This window comes from Nannocystis pusilla (assembly GCF_026626665.1).
GTDB lineage: Bacteria > Myxococcota_A > Polyangia > Nannocystales > Nannocystaceae > Nannocystis > Nannocystis pusilla.
Map to the genome: position 1 here is coordinate 3,234,191 of NZ_JAPNKE010000002.1, position 16,774 is coordinate 3,250,964.

At 74.8% G+C, this 16,774-nt stretch carries 15 protein-coding genes and 1 pseudogene; 1 reads left to right on the forward strand and 15 read right to left on the reverse strand.

Going from position 1 to position 16,774, the window contains the following annotated elements:
- Positions 1-98: 98 nt before the first annotated feature.
- From OV079_RS14095 to OV079_RS14105, 3 genes are all read right to left on the reverse strand, one after another.
- Positions 99-719: an HAD-IC family P-type ATPase gene (locus tag OV079_RS14095; RefSeq protein WP_338088898.1), complete on the reverse strand. Its 621-nt coding sequence runs from the start codon at positions 717-719 to the stop codon at positions 99-101.
- Complete coding sequence (locus OV079_RS14100; RefSeq protein ID WP_338088899.1) at positions 605-2,665, reverse strand: heavy metal translocating P-type ATPase; 2,061 nt, start codon at positions 2,663-2,665, stop codon at positions 605-607. Before OV079_RS14100 ends, OV079_RS14095 begins: the two co-directional genes overlap by 115 nt.
- Positions 2,666-2,752: 87 nt before the next feature.
- A complete protein-coding gene (locus OV079_RS14105) occupies positions 2,753-3,097 on the reverse strand; it encodes a hypothetical protein (RefSeq protein ID WP_267768954.1) in 345 nt (114 codons plus the stop codon).
- Between the two features lie 4 nt (positions 3,098-3,101).
- Here OV079_RS14105 and OV079_RS14110 point away from each other — a divergent pair, with 4 nt between their 5' ends.
- Positions 3,102-3,521 carry a hypothetical protein gene (locus tag OV079_RS14110; protein WP_267768956.1) on the forward strand — a complete coding sequence of 140 codons (420 nt, stop codon included), beginning with the start codon at positions 3,102-3,104 and terminating at the stop codon, positions 3,519-3,521.
- A 136-nt stretch (positions 3,522-3,657) separates the two neighbouring features.
- On the opposite strand, the gene OV079_RS14115 is transcribed toward OV079_RS14110, so the two are convergent.
- The 12 genes and pseudogenes from OV079_RS14115 to OV079_RS14165 all read right to left on the reverse strand — a co-directional run bounded on the left by OV079_RS14115 (position 3,658) and on the right by OV079_RS14165 (position 16,661).
- Positions 3,658-3,993 carry a hypothetical protein gene (locus OV079_RS14115; protein WP_267768958.1) on the reverse strand — a complete coding sequence of 112 codons (336 nt, stop codon included), beginning with the start codon at positions 3,991-3,993 and terminating at the stop codon, positions 3,658-3,660.
- 401 nt (positions 3,994-4,394) lie between these two features.
- Positions 4,395-5,126: pseudogene (locus OV079_RS57870) on the reverse strand (alkaline phosphatase family protein); the annotation flags it as partial.
- A gap of 328 nt (positions 5,127-5,454) precedes the next feature.
- Entirely contained in the window at positions 5,455-6,177 is a 723-nt protein-coding gene (locus tag OV079_RS14120) for a 16S rRNA (uracil(1498)-N(3))-methyltransferase (protein ID WP_267768959.1), read from the reverse strand.
- Positions 6,174-7,166, reverse strand: a complete 993-nt coding sequence (locus OV079_RS14125) for a hypothetical protein (protein WP_267768960.1) — start codon at positions 7,164-7,166, stop codon at positions 6,174-6,176. Before OV079_RS14125 ends, OV079_RS14120 begins: the two co-directional genes overlap by 4 nt.
- A gap of 12 nt (positions 7,167-7,178) precedes the next feature.
- Positions 7,179-8,465, reverse strand: a complete 1,287-nt coding sequence (locus OV079_RS14130) for a sulfatase-like hydrolase/transferase (protein WP_267768962.1) — start codon at positions 8,463-8,465, stop codon at positions 7,179-7,181.
- Positions 8,399-9,304 (reverse strand): hypothetical protein, encoded by a 906-nt coding sequence (locus OV079_RS14135; protein ID WP_267768963.1) that lies wholly within the window; start codon positions 9,302-9,304, stop codon positions 8,399-8,401. Before OV079_RS14135 ends, OV079_RS14130 begins: the two co-directional genes overlap by 67 nt.
- Before the next feature lie 323 nt (positions 9,305-9,627).
- Positions 9,628-12,531 carry a hypothetical protein gene (locus tag OV079_RS14140; protein ID WP_267768965.1) on the reverse strand — a complete coding sequence of 968 codons (2,904 nt, stop codon included), beginning with the start codon at positions 12,529-12,531 and terminating at the stop codon, positions 9,628-9,630.
- Between the two features lie 732 nt (positions 12,532-13,263).
- Positions 13,264-13,935 (reverse strand): hypothetical protein, encoded by a 672-nt coding sequence (locus OV079_RS14145; protein WP_267768968.1) that lies wholly within the window; start codon positions 13,933-13,935, stop codon positions 13,264-13,266.
- Between the two features lie 34 nt (positions 13,936-13,969).
- Positions 13,970-14,704, reverse strand: a complete 735-nt coding sequence (locus OV079_RS14150; RefSeq protein WP_267768971.1) for a PhnD/SsuA/transferrin family substrate-binding protein — start codon at positions 14,702-14,704, stop codon at positions 13,970-13,972.
- Between the two features lie 316 nt (positions 14,705-15,020).
- The gene (locus OV079_RS14155) at positions 15,021-15,551 is read right to left on the reverse strand and encodes a hypothetical protein (protein WP_267768972.1); all 531 of its coding nucleotides are present in this window, start codon (positions 15,549-15,551) and stop codon (positions 15,021-15,023) included.
- A complete protein-coding gene (locus tag OV079_RS14160) occupies positions 15,544-16,176 on the reverse strand; it encodes an RNA polymerase sigma factor (protein ID WP_267768973.1) in 633 nt (210 codons plus the stop codon). The genes OV079_RS14155 and OV079_RS14160 overlap by 8 nt, the downstream gene beginning before the upstream one ends.
- Entirely contained in the window at positions 16,173-16,661 is a 489-nt protein-coding gene (locus tag OV079_RS14165) for a DUF6249 domain-containing protein (protein ID WP_267768975.1), read from the reverse strand. Before OV079_RS14165 ends, OV079_RS14160 begins: the two co-directional genes overlap by 4 nt.
- Positions 16,662-16,774 lie beyond the last annotated feature (113 nt).

Genomic DNA, 16,774 nt, shown 5'->3' on the forward strand with positions numbered 1-16,774 from the left:
GGCTGCATGCGGCGACCCCCGACGCGTCCGACGTCGCGTCCTCGCCGCCCCGCGCGCTGCGACGCCGGCTCCAGGCGGCCGCTCGAGCGGGCGCGAGCTCAGCGGTCCGCGACGACCCGCCGCAGCGCCAGGCTGCTCACCACCACCGTCACGCTCGACAGCGCCATGGCCCCGGCTGCGAGCGCCGGATCGAGCGCGCGCAACCACCCCGGCAGGCTGCTCAAGGGATACAGCGCGCCGGCCGCGATCGGGATCAGCACCAGGTTGTAGGCCGAGGCCCAGAACAGGTTGCGGCGGATCGTGCGGACCGTCGCCCTGCCGATGGCGAGCGCGTCGAGCAGTCCGCGCAGGTCGCTGCGCAGCAGCGTCACGTCGGCGGCGTCGACCGCGACGTCGGTGCCGCTGCCGATCGCCACGCCGACGTCCGCCTGCACCAGCGCCGGCGCGTCGTTGACCCCGTCGCCCACCATCGCCACCGGGCCCGCGCGCTGCAGCGCGGCCACGGTCGCCGCCTTGTCGGCCGGCAGCACCTCCGCGTACACGTCCGCCGCTTCGATCCCGACCATCGACGCGATCGCCAGCCCGGTCGCCCGCCGGTCGCCCGTCAGCAGCGCGACCCGCAGCCCCTGCCCGCGCAGCGCCGCAACCACCTCGCGCGCCTCGGGCCGCGGCGCGTCGGCCAGCGCGATCGATCCCAAGAATTGCTCGTCGCGCGCCACGTACACGCGCGTGCGGCCCGGCGGATCGAATGTTCTATCGGACATGTCCCGAGCGCCATGCGATCGCTTCGAGTCGGCGACATGACCTGCACTTTCGGACATAACCCCAGAGACAACAGCCTCAGCCGCACCGCGCGCGCCCGGAGTCGTTCCTGTGCTTTCGGACATGTCCTTGAAAACAGCATCAGCCTGGCGCCCCGCGCCTGCATCTGCGCTCTGGAACATGTCTCTGGAGAGACGATCGCCCTGGGCCTGGCGCCCCGCGCCTGCATCCGCGCTCTGGAACATGTCCGCGGAGACACGATCGCCCTGGTCTTCGCGCCCCGCGCTCCCTCTTGCACCCACGCCCCCGGTCGGACGCTCCGTCCGCCCTGCCACCGCCACGCCTTGCGAAGCGAGCCAGGCCTGCGTCCCGATCCACACCTCTGCCCCGTCGACCAGCGCTCGCAGGCCTCGCCCGCCGATCGCTCGCACCCCGTCGGCGCCGGCAGCTGCGCGCCGCGGGCTCGCGCGGCCGCCACGATCGCCCGGCCGAGCGGGTGCTCGCTGCCCTGCTCCGCCGCCGCCGCCACCGCCAGCAGCTCGTCCTCGGCCACTCCCGATGCCGGCGTGATCGCCTGCAGCTCGGGGCGGCCGAGCGTCAGCGTCCCCGTCTTGTCGAACACCACCACGCGGACCGCCCGCATCGCCTCGAGCGCCGCGCTGTTCTTGAACAGCAGCCCGCGGCGCGCGGCCGCCCCGGTGGCGACCACGATGGCCGTCGGCGTCGCCAGCCCGAGCGCGCACGGACACGCGATCACCAGCACCGCGACCGCCCGCATCAGCGCGTGCGCGGCCCCGTGCGACGACAGCAACAGCCATGTCCCGAAGGTCAGGAGCGCCAGGCCGACCACGACCGGCACGAACACCCCCGCGATCCGATCGACCAGCGCCTGCACCGGCGCCTTGCTGGCCTGGGCCGCGCGCACCAGGCGGACGATCTGCGACAACGCAGTGGCCGCGCCGACGCGCGTCGCCGTCACGCGCAGCAGCCCGGGCCCGTTGATCGTCCCGCCCGCCACCGCGTCGCCGACCCCCTTGGCCACCGGCAGGCTCTCGCCGGTCAGCACGCTCTCGTCGACCGCCGACTCGCCCGCGATCACGCGGCCGTCGACCGGGATGGCCTCGCCCGGGCGGACCACCACCACGTCGCGGACCTTGACCGCCTCGGCGGGCAGCTCGAGCTCGACCTCGTCGCGGACGACCCGTGCCTTGCGCGGTCGCAGCTCGAGCAGCGAGCGCAGCGCCTCGCCCGCGCGACCGCGGGCGCGCGCCTCGAGCAGGCGGCCGAGCGCGACCAGCGTGACGATCGCCGCGGCTGTCTCGAAGTACAGGTGATGCCCGGCCGCCGGCGCGAGCACCACCGGCACGCTGGCGGCGAACGCCACCCCGGCCCCGAGCGCCACCAGCACGTCCATGTTGGCCCGGCCGGCCCGCAGCGCCCGCGCGGCCCCGCGGAAGTGCGGCCCGCCGGTGTACGCCAGCACCGGCAGCGTCAGCGCCAGCATCAGCCACGGCAGCCACGGCCGGTCCTCCAGCGCCCCGAAGTCGCGCCCCATGCTGATCGCCATGAGCGGGGCCGTACACGCCGCGCCGACCACGAAGCGGCGCCAGCTAGCCCGAAGTTCAGCCGCGCGCGCGGCTGTCTCGACGGACAGGTCGGTCGCGTCGGCGCCGACGATCACCCCGAAGCCCGCGCCCTCGACCGCCGCCACCAGCGCCCCGCGAGTCGCCGGGGCCGTCGTGGCCAGCGCGACCGAGGCGGTCTCGCTGGCGAAGCTGACCTGCGCCGCCGCGACCCCGGGCACCCGCGCCAGCGCGCGCTCGATCGTCTGCGCGCAGTTGGCACAGCGCATCCCGGTCAGCGCGAGGTCGACCGATTCGGCCGCGGAGGCGGGGGCGTTCACGCGGACCCGAGCATAGCCGAGCGCCGCGGCGCGGGCCGCTGACCTGACCCTTGGTCATGTCAGCCGCCTCACCCGCGGCGGCTTGACTCACCAGCAGTAGTTGCCGTCGCCGTTGGGCAGGCCGACCAGCTCGCACGCCATCCCGGTCGGGCAGTCGGCGTCGGTCACGCACTCGAGGAAGCACGCCTTCTGCATCGCGTCGATGGCGAGGCAGCGCGTGATCGCCGGGCTGTTGGGCTTCGGCGCGCACTGGGCCTCGGTCTGGCACAGCACCGTGCAGAAGCCGTCGAACGCGACCATGTCGGCGTCCTGCAGGCTGAGGCAGCCGCCGCCGTTGAGGCCGGGGCACATCTCGCTGGGGAAGCAGTTCGAGTAGAGGCCGGTGGCCGGCTGCGGATCTTTGGCCGGCGGCGGGTCGGTCGTCATCATCATCGTCGTGCTCGAGCTCGACGACGAGCTGGTGTCGTCGGTGGTCGAGCTCGACGTCGACCCGGTGGTCGTGCTCGTGCTCGACGACGAGCTCGAGCTGGAGGTCGTCTCGTCGGTCGTGTTCGGCTCCGAGGTCGTCTCCGGCGGGTCGGAGGTCGCCGGCGTGCTGGTCGAGGTCGGATCGACGCTGGTCGTGTCGACCGGCGTGGTGCTCGTCCCGGATCGCCCGACGTGTCGTTGGTGGTGTCGCTGGTGCCGGGCGTGGTGCCAGGCGTGGTGCCGGGCGTGGTGTTCGGGTTCGTCGCGCTGGTCGGCTGGTTGGTCGCAAACCCGGAGAACCCGCTGGTCTGGTTGTCGTCGTCGCCGCAGCCGGCGGGCGCCACGAGAAGCCCGCCGAACAGCACCACTCGCAAGCCACGAAGGATAAGCATCGCCGTCGTCCCTCCGCGCGCGACGCCTGTCGCCCGCCACAGCAGCAATCCCAAACCGCGCCAGGAGCGTCAAGCACGATCGCCCCGGCGATCCGGGCCCAGTTTACGGCCCTGCTGGCCACACAGGCCGCGTCACGCCCCAGCCCGCATCCGCGAACGCACCCGCCTCGACAGCGGCAGCAGGAGCCACGCCAGCGCCGCGCCCTCGGCGATGCTGCAGACCACCACGAACAGCACGCTGACCGTCGCGCTCCAGCGGGGCATGAGCGGCGGACCGGGCTCGCCGAGGCCGAGACCCGGCAAGAGCCACACGTCCGGCGCCCGACACAGCACCAGCGCCGCGGCCAGCAGCCCGAGCGCCGGCGCCAGCTGGGCCCGCGGCGACTGTCCGGCGAGCCCGAGCCCCAGCGCCAGCACGCCCGCGGGGACGCACGCGAACCACAGCTGCTGACCTCGCGGCGCGAACACCGGGGGTCCGAGAGCGACGGCCAGCCGTGCATCACCGCGATCCCCACGAGCGCCAGCAGCAGCGCCCACGGCACGCGCCGCCACCACGCGGACGACCTGTCCGATCGTACACCCCACCCCAGGCCGAGCGCCGCCAGCAGACCCGCCACGGCGACGCGCAGAGGTCCCGGCCGCGGCAGGGTCACGCCCGGGGCCGGATCGGCGAGCGCGTCGGACCACGGACGCCCGCGAGCGTCGCTGGGGAGCTCGGCCCCCAGCGCGTCGGCGAGGGCCCGCGCGAGGTCGACGAGGTGGATCGACGCGATCGTCGGCGACGGCGCGATCCCTGGCCCCGCCACGCAGCCGCGGACGATCCGGATCTCCGGCTCCTCGCCTCCGTGCCCGCCCGCCGGGCGATGCCCGTGGTCCGCGAGGACGAACCACAGCGCGTCGGCCGGCCCCGCGGCGCGCAGGCGGCCCAGCAATTCGTCGGCGCCGCGGACCGCCTCGGCGTAGGCCGGCGAGGCCGCGCCCGCCGCGTGGCCGGCCTCGTCGACGCGCAGCACGTGCACATGCACGAGTCGCGACGGCGACGCCACCGCCGCGACCGCGTGCTCGGGGAACGCTGCGCGCCACGCCTCCGGGTCCTCGGGGTCGCGCGACGGATCGGGGCGCGTGGTCGCGGCCGAACGAGCGCACGATCTCCGGGTGTGACTCGGCGAGGGCCACGCTGTCCGCGACCTGGGCCGGGCTCGCGCCGGGCGGCGGCGCCTCGAGCTGCGTCGCGCGGTACTGCAGGCCCGACTGCTGCTGCGTCCGCCCGGTCCACAGCGCCGCCTGCACCGGCAGCGAGACCGTCGGGAAGCCGACGTCGATCCGCAGCTCCTGCCCGGCCGCGCACACGGCCGACAGGGCCGGCAGCTTGCGCGCCGCCGCAGCCCCGAGGCCGTCGAGCAGCACCACCCGCACGTGCGCCGCGGGGGCCAGGCCCGGACCCGAGCCTGTCCCGAGGAACATGTCCATCGGGACCTGTCCGTCGCGCCCGACGAGCGCGCGCACGAACGCCTTGCGGGCCGGGTTGGCGCCGAGGGCCAGGATCGCCAGCACGGCCGCGCCGAGCAGCCAGCGCGCCGCGGGGTTGGTGCGGGGAGCAGTCACCCGCCGGGAACGCTAGACCGGCGCCTCGCGCGTGTCGAGGCCGACCCTCGCCGACCTCACCCGCGATGGCTTCGAACGGGCGCACCACACGAGGGCCCCCCGCGCGACCTCGGAGGTGGGCCGACCGACGAGATCGGCGATCGCACGACCTCCGAAGTCGCTTCGTCGTCGGGGCTCAATGTTCGCCTTTCAACTCACGGCGACAGGCGGGGTCAGCAGCGCCACCGTCATCGCTACCTCGGAGGGGAGCCGACCGACGAGATCGGTGATGCACGACCTCCGAAGTCGTTTCGTCGTCGGGACTCGACGCTCACGCGCCGGTCGTCACGGCGACAGGCGGGCAAGCAGCGCCACCACCGCCGTCTCGACCCGCAAGATCCGCGGCCCGAGGTCGATCGCCTGGGCCACCTGCGCCAGCGCGGCTGCCTCGGCCGGGATGAACCCGCCTTCGGGTCCCACGATCAACGTCACCGGACCTGTCGGCGTGCGCGGGCACGGCGTCGGCGCGCCCGGGTGGGCCACCAGCGCAGCGCGGCCCTCGCTCAGCGCCGGCAGGCGCTCGCGGACGAACCGGCCGAAGTGTTCCGGGTGGATCTCGACCGTCGGCACGATCGTGTCGCGCGCCTGCTCGAGCCCGAGGCGGAGGTCCTCCGCGATCGCCTCGGCGTGCAGCCCGTGGCTCGAGAAGTAGCTGCGTTCGACCCGCTCGGCCCGGAACAGCGCGAAGCGCTTGACCCCGAGCGCGGTCGCCTGCTGCAGCACCTTGCGCAGCGTCGGCGGCCGCGGGAGCGCCAGCGCCAGCGTGACGTCGAGGGCCGGCGGCGGCGGGTCCGACAGGCGCACCTGCAGCTTGGCCGCGTGGTCGTCGACGGCGACGATCGTGGCCCGACCCATCGCCCCGCCCTCGACCCCGACGCCGACCTCGTCGCCGGCGCGCGCGCGCAGGACCTCGCGCAGGTGCTGCAGTCGTCTGTCCGAAAGGACAGCCCGGTACGAGCCCGCTTCGGCCGGCGCGAGCTCGTCCGGTCGCAGCAAGATCAGGTTCACTGCCCCTGCTGCTGGCGGGACAGGTACGCGAAGGTGCTGGCGATCTGGAACCCGAGCAGGCGGCCGATCCACGGCAGCGCCTCGGGCTCGGCGGCCAGGCGGATCTCCGCCGCCAGCACGCGGACCTTGGCGGCCTCGACGTCGTTGCCCCCGAGCCACAGCGTGATCGCGCTGTCCTCGAGCAGGTTGGCGACCTGGGCCTTGAGGTCGGCGCGCAGCGTCTCGTCGCCGCGGGCGCCGTCGAGCAGCGCGTCGTAGCGGGCGTCCTCGGCGCTCTGCTCGTTGAGGTCGGGGTGCTTCTCGTTGACGCGGCGCATCATCGGCTCGACGTCGATCACCGGCGGCCACACGTTCACGCGCGCGTTGGCGAGGGTCATGATCACGTTGTCCTTGTCGGGCGTGAAGTCGACCGGGGGCAGCACGCCGTCGAGGAAGCTGGTCGGGCGGCTCGCCGGCGCCTCGCCCAGGTGGACCAGCATGTCGTCGAGCTGGCGCGGCACCGCGAAGCCGGACGACAGCGTCTGCTCGCGGGCCCAGCGGATGCGGGCGCGGGCCCAGTCGGCCGGCACGCGGCGGTCGCTGCCGCGGTCCCAGTCGCGGATCATCCGCGAGCGCTGGCCGTCGGTCTGCACGTACGTGGCGAAGTCGACGATCTGGTCGCGGCCGCTGATCGCCGCCACCCACAGGTAGCTGCGCTCTTCCTGCGGCGCGCTGATCATCACCCGCGACAGGCCGGGCGTGCTCTCGGTGTCGACGACCGCCACCGCCGCGAGGTCGCCGCGGAGGTCCTTGAGGTCGCCCGCCGACCAGCCGCGCGGGGCGTCGGCCTCGGGGATCGTCACGCCCTTGCTGCGCAGCGTGTGGATCGCCTTGCGCGCGGCCTTGCGGACCTGTTTGTCGTCGTGGTCCTGGAGGGCGACGAGCGCCGCGGCGTCACGAGCGGCGACGAGTTTGGGGATCGACTCGAGGAGAGCGGGGCCGGATGCCATGCGCGGCGATTACTACATCCCGTGGTCGAGCGCAAAGGCCGGCTTGAGGTCCGCGCCGGTCCCCCAGCGGCTCCGCTTCCACCGCCCTTCGGCGGCTGTCTCCCACGCCAGGGCGGTGCGGGTCAGGCGAAGGGCGATCCCGCCGTCGTCCTCGAGGTCGCGGGTCTCCCCGGGATCGGCCGCCAGGTCGTACAGGCGCTGCGCGTCGCGACCGCTGCCGACGATGAGCTTGTAGTCGCCGAGGACCGCCGCGCGGGCGCCGTCGCCGAGGTAGGCGACCACCAGCCGGGGCGGCGGCTGGGGGTCGTCGATCAGCGGCACCAGGCTGTCGCCCTGCCACTGCGGCGGGAACGGCAGCCCCAGCAGGTCGGCCAGCGTCGGCGCCAGGTCGAGCAGGTCGACCGGCGCCGTCACGCGCCCCGGCGCCAGCAGGGCCGGCGCGCGGATCACCAGCGGCACCCGCAGGCTCTCCTCGTGCAGCGAGAACCCGTGCAGCGCCCCGCCGTGCTCGAAGAACTCCTCGCCGTGCAGCCCGACCAGCACCAGCGCCGCCTCGTCGAGCCCGCCCTGCTCCTCCATCGCCGCCAGCAGGTCGGCCAGCGCCGCGTCGACCACCTGCAGCTCGCCGCGGTACAGCCGGCGCACGTAGTCGCGCTGGGCCGGCTCGGCCACCACCCGGCCGGCGCGCACCCGCCCGAGCCACAAATGCGTCAGATGCGGCAGCGGCGCGTCGGGCGGCGGCGGCCCGCCGACGTGCTCGCGCGGCGGGTCGTACGGCGCCTGCGGATCGGTCATGTCGGCGTACACGAAGCGCGGCGCCGGCCGGCCCGCGATCGCCTCCAGCGCCGCGCGCACCACCGATCGCGCGTCCTTCCCGGAGCCTGTCCCTTGGGTCATGTTACGGACGAAGTCGAGGCCCTGGACCAGCCCGCGCTCGGCGTTGAAGTCGGCGTTGGCGGCGACCGCGACCCCGTAATAACCTGCCCGATCGAGCAGCTCCGGCAGCAGCACCTGGCCGTCGGCGACGAACGTCCCGCGCACCGTCGCGTGGCCGGGCGGCGGCACCGACGACAGCAGCGCCGCGTGGGTCGGCACCGCCCACGGCGACACCGCGTAGGCGCGCTCGAACACCAGCGACTCGGCCGCCAGCCGCTCGACCGCCGGGAACCGCGGCCCGCCGAGCAGCACCCCGAGCAGGTCGTCGGCGCGGGCGCCCTCGACCGCCAGCACGATCAGGTCGCGCGGCTTGCGTTCGCGGCGATCGACCGGCCGCGAGCGACCCGCGACCAGCTGCAGCACCCGCAGCGTCGCCCCTCCCCGCCCGCCGGCGTGCGCACCTCGATCCGCAGCGGCTGCCCGCCGTAGCCCGAGAGGTCGAGGTCGCGGCCCGCGGGGCCGAGCGCCCCGTCGAGCAGCAGCGCCGGCGGCCGGCCCTCGCGGTGCTCGGCGTCGGTGCTGACCAGCACCGCCACCTCCCCGCGGCCCTCGACGCGCAACCGCCCGCGCCGCGGCGCCAGCGCGTAGAACACCAGAGATGTCCCCTGGGACAGGTCGAGCGAGACCTCGTCGCCCTCGCCGGCGTGCACGCGATAGCCGCCCGCCTGCGCCGCCGGCCCGGCGACGATCGCCGCGCGCGGCCCGACCTCGACGCGCCCGATCGCCGCGCTCGGCTGCCCGCCGCGACCGAGGCGCGAGAAGTGCAGCCGCAGCCGGTTCTCGCCCGCGCGCACCAGCGCCGCCGGCAGCGAGAACGTCCGCCGCTCCCACTCCTCGCCGATCGACAGGTGCGCCAGCGGTTGCTCGTTCCACAGCGCCGTGACCGCCTGCCCCGGCACCATCGCCCGCAGCGTCACCGCCATCGCCAGCCCCGGCTGCCCGTCGCTGTCCGGGTGCAGCTTCGGCGCCAGCTTGCCGTCGAGCGGCAGCGTCAGCGTCCCGCCGGCGCCGAACACCAGCGCCCCGCGCTCCTCGCCGAACTCCTCGCCCAGCCGGAGCGCCGCGCCCGTCCCCAGGTCGAGGTTGGCCCGCGCCTGCACCCGCCCGAGCTCGACCACCAGCCGCCCGTCGACCAGCGTCAGCGCGCCCGGCCGCTGCGCGATCAGATCCTGCCACAGGTCGGCCGTGACGATCCGGGCCACCGGCGCCGGCGCGGCCGGCCGCGGCGCGGCGACCGGCGCGGACGCGCCTCGGGCCTGCTGGCCTCACAGCCAGGTCCGAAGAGACATGTCAGAGAGAACATGCCCGTCAGCACATGCCCCTTCCACCATGTCCTGAAGGACCGCTGCGCTGCCGCCCGCTCCGGCGGCCTCGCCCCCGCGTCCGCCCGCCGCGAGCCCGTCGTCGGCCGCGTCAGCCCGGCCGGCTCCAGCGGCACCGCGCCGGCCTCGCTCCCTCGTTCATCTGGCCCGAAGTCCATGGCCCGAAATTCCTGCTCCAAACGCCATGCGCGAGCGCGGCGCGCTCACCCGTCCTGCCCCTTGATCTCGCGCGGCTGGCGGGCGGGCTCGCGGACCAGCCCGAACACGATCGCCAGCAGGTCGTCGTCGCTCACCACCATCGCCTCCGCTCCGCGGCCGGGCGCCGCCGCCAGTCCCACGATCACCGCGTCGAGCACGGCCCCGCGGCGCCCCGGATCGAGCCCGGCGACGAGCTGTTGCAGCGCCTCCTTGCGGGTCGCCGCGTCGCCCGTGGTCGCCAGCGCCGCGGCCGCTCGCACCCGCGCCTGGCCGCTCAGCCCGCGCAGGGCCGCCAGCCTGGCCGGCTGCATCGCGTCGACGCCGCAGAACGCCTCGGCCTCGACCGGCAGCGGGGCCGCGCCCGCCGCCGCCGAGCCGTCGGTCCTGTCCTTCGCGCCATGTCCCGGAGCACCTGCCCCCTTGGCCATGCCCTTGTCGACAGGTCCCTGAGCACCTTGCCCTTTGGACATGTCCTTCCCGACCGCCAGCCGCGGATCGCCGAGCGGCGTCAGCGGGGCCAGCTCGGCCGCCAGCTGCGCCGGCGCCAGGGCGGGCGCCGTGACCCCGGGGACATCGCCGCCGAACGCCCGCTCGATCCGGCGGAACCCGGCCGGGTGCGTGAGCACCACCGCGAGCTCGGGCCACAGCGCCGCGCGCACGAGCGCGGCCGCCTGCTCGTCGGTCCACGCGTACTCGGCCAGCGCCAGCGCCAGCGCCTCGCGCGCGTGCCAGCGGCGCGCCGGCGGGACCTCGGCGAGGTAGCTCTCGACCCCGCGGATCAGCGCCTCGCGGCCGGCCTCGGCCTGACGCGGCGCCCAGGCGTCGTTCGCGTCCCGCACCGCCCGCACCGTGAGCCGCAGCCGCACGTCCTCGGCCTCCGCGCCCTCGACCCCGTGCAGCAGCAACTGCCGCAGCGACAGCAGCTCGTAGTGCCGCGCGTCGATCCACCCGGCCATCCGCGCCGCTCGCCGCCACACCGCGCGCGGATCGGCCGAGGCCGCCGCGGCCGCCTGCGCCAGCTGATCGGCGTGATCGCGGCGGCCCAGCACCAGCGCCAGCTCCGACTGCAGCGCCAGCTGCCCGGCCGCGACCTCCTGCGGCACGTGGGCGAGGGTGTCGGCCAGCGCCTCCACGGCCACCCGCGTGTCGGCGGCGTACATCAGCGGCACCGCCACCCGCCCGGCGCAGTCGAGCGTCAGGTCGGCCTCGATCGCCCCGCGCAGCGCGTCCCCGAGCTCCGGCGCCCCGAGGCCCTCGACGCGGGCCCGCCGGAGCGTCTCCGCCAGCGCTCCGCTCGCCCCCGGGGCCAGCGACTCGGCCAGCAGCGGGCACGCGGCCCCCCGCGGCCCCGCCGGCGCGCGCGTGGGCCGACTCGGTGGCGCGTCGCTCCTGCTCCGCAAGCCATGTCTCTCCGAACACCTGCACGACCGCCGCGCGATCGTCGGCGTCGCCGCAGCGCTCGCCGCAGGCCGCCCGCTCGAGCACGATCGCCGAGCCGGCCGCCCGCACGAGGTCGTCGGTCGGCGCGCTGCGGACCACCGTGGCCAGGGCCAGCGCCCCCACGGCCGCCCCGCCGCCAGCTCGTGTCGAGCCTCGGCCGCCGCCAGCTCGGCGATCGCCGGCAACCCGCGCGCCTGCCCCTCGGCCAGCCCCCACGCCGCGATCGCCAGCGCCTGGTCGCGCCGCCCCGCGGCCCCGCGCAGGCGGGCCAGCTGCAGCAGCCGCGGCAGCGTCGAGGCGTCGACCGCCGCGCGCGCCGACCACAACGCCGGCGGCGGCACCGACCGCTGCGCCGGCCCGCTCGCAGCCGGCTCGGACCGGCCCGCGCTACCTGCTGTCCCTCCGGACAGCTTGGCATCGCCCGCCGGGCCCGTCGCTTCGCCTGTCCCTCCGGACAGCTTCGCAGCGCCCGCGGGGCTCGCCGCTTCGCCTGTCCCTCCGGACAGCTTCGCAACGCCCGCGGGGCTCGACGATTCGCCTGTCCCTCCGGACATCTTCGCAACGCCCGCCGGGCTCGACGCTTCGCCTGTCCCTCCGGGCAGCTTCGCAACGCCCGCCGGGCCCGTCGCTTCGCCTGTCCCTCCGGACACCTTCGCAGCACCCGCCGGGCCCGTCGCTTCGCCTGTCCCTCCGGACACCTTCGCCGCGCCCGCGGGGGCCGTCGCTTCACCTGTCCCTCCGGACAGCTTCTCCGCGCCCGCGGGGGCAGTCGCTTTACCTGTCCCTCCGGACACCTTCTTGCCGCCCGCCGGGCCCCGCTTCGCGTCCGCCTTGTCGGCTCCGCGCTCTCCGGCCGTCTCCCGCGCCAGGTCGTCCGCCACCGCAGCCGCCCGCCCCGGCGCCGCCCGGCCGCCGAGGCTGCCCGTCAGCGCCATCTCGGCGCTCGGCAGATCTCCGAGCAGCACGAACACCCGCCAGCTCATCGCCGCCGCCCCCGGGTCGTCGTCCGCCGCGTCGAGCAGGCGGATCACCGTGCTCGCGGTCGACCGCGCCGCGTCGTCCCCCGGCAGCTCGTAGCCCGGCCCCAGCTGCGCCAGCCGCAGCCGCACGTAATCCCGCGCCAGCTGGGACACCCGGGCGTCCGCCGCCGCCACCACGTCCGCCGCCGCCGACTCGCCGATCCACCCGCGCAGCTCGTCGAGGTCGACGATGTCGAGCCCCAGCTCGCCGCGCAGCTCCGCCGCCAGCAGCTCGGCCACGTCGCCCGGATCGAGCTGCACCGCCAGCCTGGCCGCCGCCTCGCGCAGCGCCGCCGGTCCGGCCGCCCGCGCCTGCGCGAGCGCCTGCGTCAGCGCCTGCGTGCGCGCGTCGAGCGACGGCGGCCGGCAGCGCTCCCTCGCAGCCGACCAGCGTCCGCTGCGCCCGCGCCTGGATCTTCGCCGCCGCCACCACTTCTTCGTGCAGCGCACGGTCGGCCCGCCACTGCACCTCGTCGGCGCTCGACTTGCCCTTGGGACAGATCATCGCCACCCGCCGGAGGTCGAGGTCGGCCGCCAGCGCCTCGCCCTCGGCCAGGAACCGCGCCGCCCGGCGCCGGAACAGCCCGCAGACGTCCTGGCGCCCGGCCAGCGGATCGGTCTCCAGGCTGGCCGCGCGGGCGTAGTGCGCCGCCGCCAGCCCGGTCAGGCCCTCGGTCGCCTCGAGGTCGGCCAGCGCCACCAGCGAGGGCAGCTCGGCGTGCTTGCGGAAGTCGCGGAGCAGCACCGCCCGCGCCTCGTCCGCCCGCCCGAGCGCCACCAGCGAGCGGGCCCACGCCCGCGCCGCCTTGCCGCGCGGCAGGATCCGGGCCTGCCCGGCGCGGGCCACCACCTCCTCGTGGCGGCCCTGCTCGGACAGCCGCGGCAGGCGCGAGTGGCACGCGACCGTACCTGTCCCGAAGAACATGGCCCAAGCGACCAGCGCTTTCCGCCATGTCCCAAAGGACCGGCAGCGCCGCCCCTCGCTCGTCACACCTTCGTCCTGCCGAGCCGAGCCGTGCCGCTCGCGTCCGTCCCTCGGAGCCGCTCGGGCCAGCCGCTCGGACTGGCCCAGCCCGCTCTCGGTCCTCATTCCCTCGTCCTGCGGAGCGAACCCGTCGGCATCGGCGGTCATGCTCAGGCCCTGCCGCTCGGACCGGCGAGGGCCTCCGCCGGCGGCGGTCGTCATTCCGCGGCCCCGCCGACGGGAGCCGGACAGGCCAGCGCCGCCGCGCCGCCCGCCTCCTCGATCAGCTTCGCCAGCAGCCGGCGATCGCCCGCACCGAGCCGATCTTCCATCCCCTTGGCCGCGCACAGCGGCTCCTTCGCCGAGTCCGAGTCGCCCAGCGTGATGTAGCCGCTCGCCAGTCGCAGCTGGGCGATCGGCCGCTCCGGGTGGGCCTCGACCTCCTTCTCGAGCAGCTCGATCCCCGTCTCCGAGTCGCCGTGCTTGAGCAGCCGCGACGGCGCCGCCACGTACAGCGACCCGAGCAGATGCGTCGCCGCCCCCTCGCGGAAGTCGGGCTCCTTCTCGCGGGCCTTGCGGGCGTACGCCTCGGCCTCGGTCACCAGCCCGCCCGCCTGCAGCCCGCGATTTTCTGCCAGCCGGCCGGCGATGGCGGCGCGGGCGAACGCGTAGGCGGCCGTGTCCTCTTCCCAGCTCGAGATCAGCGCGTAGGCGTCCTCGCGATCGGACGGCTTGTCGGTCTGGGCGTCGATCTGGGCCTCGAGCGCCTCGTACACGGCGATCGGGTCGTGGGCCTCGGCGGCCGCCGCGAACTTCGGGTTCTGCGTGTTGCCGTGCGGGCGACAACCGGCGAGCGCGACGAGGATGACGGCGAGGAGCGAGCTGCGCATCGCCGGCAGGAATACCACGGCGCTCGCCACGCGGTCACTTGTCGTAGGCCGACATCACGCTGGCGTAGTCGGAGGCGCTCGCGCTCTTGAAGGCCGACAGCCCGGCTTCGCGGCAGGTCGCCTTGCCGTCGCCGGCGCAGATCTTCCCGAGGCTGCTCTGGAACGCCTTGCGCTCCGCCGCGGGCGCCGACGGGAACGCGACGACCACCATCGGCGGCAGCTTGTCCGACGCCCAGATCGACTTCACCGCCGCGCCGCCCTCGATCTTGCCGAGCTCGGCCAGCTGCGCGTCGTCGACGAGGGCGCACTCGGCCTCGCCGCTCGTCACCTTCTTCAGCGTCTGCACCGGCCGCTTGGTCTCGACCAGCGTGAAGTCGCCGAGCGTGAACTTGCCGGCGCCGATCACCTTGTCGATGAACTTGCGGTCGTCGGCGTGGTCGCTCGCCAGGGTCTTGCCCTTGCAGCCGGCCAGGTCCGCCTGGTTCTTGCTGATGATGTGGTACTGCCGCCCGCCGGCCTGAGCGACCTCGGCCTGGCCGATGACGTCGAGCTTGTGCTTGGGACCGAGGGCCAGGAACGCGGCCAGCGACATGATCCCGTAGTGCGGGTCGACCGAGTGGATCTGCGTCTCCGCGGCTTCGCGGCTCGTGAGGTACTTGCCCGCGCTCGCAGTCCAGCCGTTCTGCTTCGCCACCACCGCGATGAGCTTGTCGATCAAGGGCTGGGCCTGCGCCGCGCTGCCGACTCCGTGCTCCTTGATCACCAGCACGTTGACGGTGCCATCACCCGCCTTGGCCGTTTGCGTGGCCGTCCCGACGGCGACACAGCAAGCGGCGGCGAGGGCGATGGAAGCGAGTCTGCGTGAAACGGGCATGTTGTCTCCTGGCGCGCTTGGACGGGCCTGCCTCTGAACTATGCACCGTCTCGCCGCCGCGGCGAAACCTAGCGCGGGCGGGCCGCCCGCTCGGGTTTACGGGCGAATTGCCGCGCTCGCCAGGGGCCTCTCGGCCGTCCGCCAACTCACGCCCTGCGGCCTTGCGCGTGCCCCCGAGATCGGCCTGCCGGTGATCGGCGACACAATCCGGTCACGCGCGCGAGCTCGGGCGCCGGCACGGCATGAACGCCAGCAGCAGCGCCAGCGCGACCGCGGCGCCGACCGCCGCCAGGCCCCACGCGCTCGGGCTCGTCGCCTCGCTCGCCAGCCCGAGCGCCGCGCGGGCCTGCGCCAGCACGCTGCCCCGCTCGCTGAGCCCGAACAGCGGCGCCAGCGTGGTGTAAGCGGCGATCGTCGCCAGCGCGTAGAACAGCCCGAGGATCCAGCTGCGGACCCGCGGATCGAGCCCGGAGCCGGCGATCTCGACCGAGTGCGTGGCGTTCAACACGTCCTTCGCGAACATCGGATCGTTGCGCTGCCGCACGCTGTCGAACAGCTCGAGCTCGCGGTCGACGAAGCGGCCGAGCTCGGCGCGGCACTCCGGATCGGACTCGACCAGCGATCGGATCTCCGGCGGCAACCACGTCTGGCCGCGAGGGTCGCGCTTGAGCGTGCTCGACTGCACGTCGAGCTCCTCGAGGAAGGCGCGCAGCCGGACGATCGATGGCGATGCTTCAGGCATCCTCGGCCTCGACCTCGCCCGAACCCCAACCGTCGAGGTGCTCGCGCAACATCCGCTTGGCGCGGTGGAGGTGCGTCTTGACTGTCCCGAGAGGCAGCTCGAGGATCTCCGCGATCTCCGGGTACGACACGTCCTCGAGGTAGTACAGCATCACGACCGCCCGGTAGCGCTCGGGCAGCGCGCCGATCGCCGCGTCGAGGTCCTTGCGCATGTCGCAGCGGTTCGCCGACGTCGACGTCTCGGGGGCCATCGCGCCGGCCTCGAAGTTCTCGGGCAGCGCCGCCAGCTCGCGCACGCGGGCGCGGTGGTTCAGATAGACGTTGTAGGCGATCCGGTACAGCCAGGTCGAGAACCGGGCCCGGCCCTCGAAGCCACACAGACCGCGATAGGCGCGGAGGAACACCTCCTGCGCGAGGTCGTCGGCGAGGTTGCGGTCGCTCGTGAGGCGCAGGAGCAGGCCGCGGACCTTGCCCTGATGCCGCCGGAGCAGCTCGCCGAACGCCTTTTCACCGTCGGCTCGGCCGGCCGCCTGGACCAGCGCCTCGTCGCCGAGATCGGCCAGGTTCTGGGTCTTGCGGAGCCCGAACCCGAGCCATGAGAGCGCTGCTGTGGACACCTTGCTCATGAGTTCCTCTTGCGCGACGCGGCGAACGAAGCGAGATAGCCGAGACCGATAAAGCCGGGGATGAGGCCCGTGGGGCCGAGGCCGGGCATGCTGACCGAAGCGCCGAGCAGACCCAGGCCGGCGAAGATGAGCACGATCCCGCGTCGCAGGTCGCCCTGGGCCGACGACGGGAACAGATCGTGCGGGGGATCCATGCCCTTTTCGAGGTAGCGTCGCGCCAGCTCGAATCGGCCTTCCTCGCCGCGCTGGCGGATCCTCACCACCGCGATCACCGCGATCACCAGCAGCGCCAGGAACGCCACGTCGACGACCACCGACGACGCGCACACGTCCGCGCCGCCGCTCGGTCCGGTCGGGCCGCCCCACCAGAACGAGCCGATGCGGGTAAAGCAGCCGCGGGTCGCCATCGCGGCGCCCTCGACCAGGTCATCGATGTGCAGGCCGAACCCGCCGTAGTCCAGAGCTGACAAAAAGGTGCGCAGCATCGACCCTCGTACGACCCGACCAGGGTCCCCGCGGTTTCACCCCGAAGCAAGCGGCGATGCAGGCAATTGCTGGCGATACCGCGCCCACAGGGTCTCGAAGGTGAGGTGTCGGG